General features: G+C 49.8%; 1 protein-coding gene. It reads right to left on the bottom strand.

Going from position 1 to position 1,229, the window contains the following annotated elements; translation table 11 throughout:
- The coding region (locus GO009_RS17345) for a hypothetical protein (RefSeq protein ID WP_163627964.1) at positions 1-1,229 on the bottom strand (1,229 nt) is incomplete at both ends.

The following is a 1,229-nucleotide window of genomic DNA, read 5'->3' as shown; positions in this document are numbered from 1 at the left end:
TAGGCCCTCGGGAACTCCTCGCCGCTTTCCTTTTCTTTTAAATAGAAATGACGTGGCTGGCCTTCTTTGTCCTTATTGTGCTTGTTCTCCCAATCGCAGGGCACCGTAAARCTTGCTTCKCCATTGCCTTCRCTGTCTATCTTTATCTGTASGGTCTCAGGGAGTTTTTCATCGTCCCAGGTGTCATAGGTACTGTATTCATCTGTGTGGTTGTCCCGTTTTGTGTCTTCCCAAACCTCAAACTCCAAGGTTTCCCCTATATAATTTCGGGTGCTTACCTTGATCGTCACTGTATCTCCATAGGTGACTATGCCCGTATGGAGTTTGTCGCCCTCCTCATACATTTTTAGGCTGGTTATTTGTTTTTTACACCTTACATTCAAGAGTTTTGGGGTGCAATTGTTGGATATGATAAGTTCGTTCTCTGCCTTGGGGTATTGGTCGGTCCCCTCCACAGGGAACTCAAGGTTCTCTATGGTAAAAAAGTAGTCCAGATTGTCCGCCTTGTCATACTTGGGGAGTTTGTAGGCCAGGTTTACCATGCCGTTTGTCTCTGTGATCTCGATACAGGGGGCTTGTTGCTTTTGGTAGCGGTCACTGCCTTGTCTGCCATACCAAATGTTGGGTTGCAGCTTCTCGCCCTGTAAACCTTCAGTCTCCAAGTGTATGTACACCTTGTGCCCAAAGCCGCTCTTTTGTATGGCATGGCCCTCCGCATTGGCCCAGTAGGCCTTGGTGAGCTTGGGGGTTATGGCCTTAATGCGTGTTGTGGTGTCCTTCCCCGCACCTTGGGGAGTGCTCACATAGGCTTCCACATGCCATTCGCCCTCTTTGTCGCTGGTCTTTGTGATCTTCTGTCCCGTTCCTATCTGGTTGTCCGTGTCGGGCTTACTGTGGTAGGCGATCCATTTTATGGTCAGGTGGGCGTCCTTTGCGGCATTGTAGGGCATGGCGTACTCGGAGACCTCAAAGGTCACTTGGTGGCGCTCTTTTTGCTGTTCGCCGTGCTGCAGCACGCTTATGGTCTCCTTATCGGAGCGTATGGCCTTTACATAGTTGTGGCCCACTTCGTAGGTCATGGTCTTTATGGTGCCCTCATAGGTGACGGTGGCAGTGACCTTCTTGGTTTTTTTGTTGTTCAAGGGGGGCACTACTATGCTTGTCCCCTTTTTGGTAAAGGGCAGTTTTTCTCCCTTACTGGTCACTTCCCAGTACAGGTCCCTTGRCTT

This window comes from Allomuricauda sp. TY007, from assembly GCF_010468565.1.
In the GTDB taxonomy this organism is placed as follows: Bacteria; Bacteroidota; Bacteroidia; order Flavobacteriales; family Flavobacteriaceae; genus Flagellimonas.
Note: the sequence above shows the minus strand (reverse complement) of the source record. Positions and strands in the feature narration are given on the sequence as shown.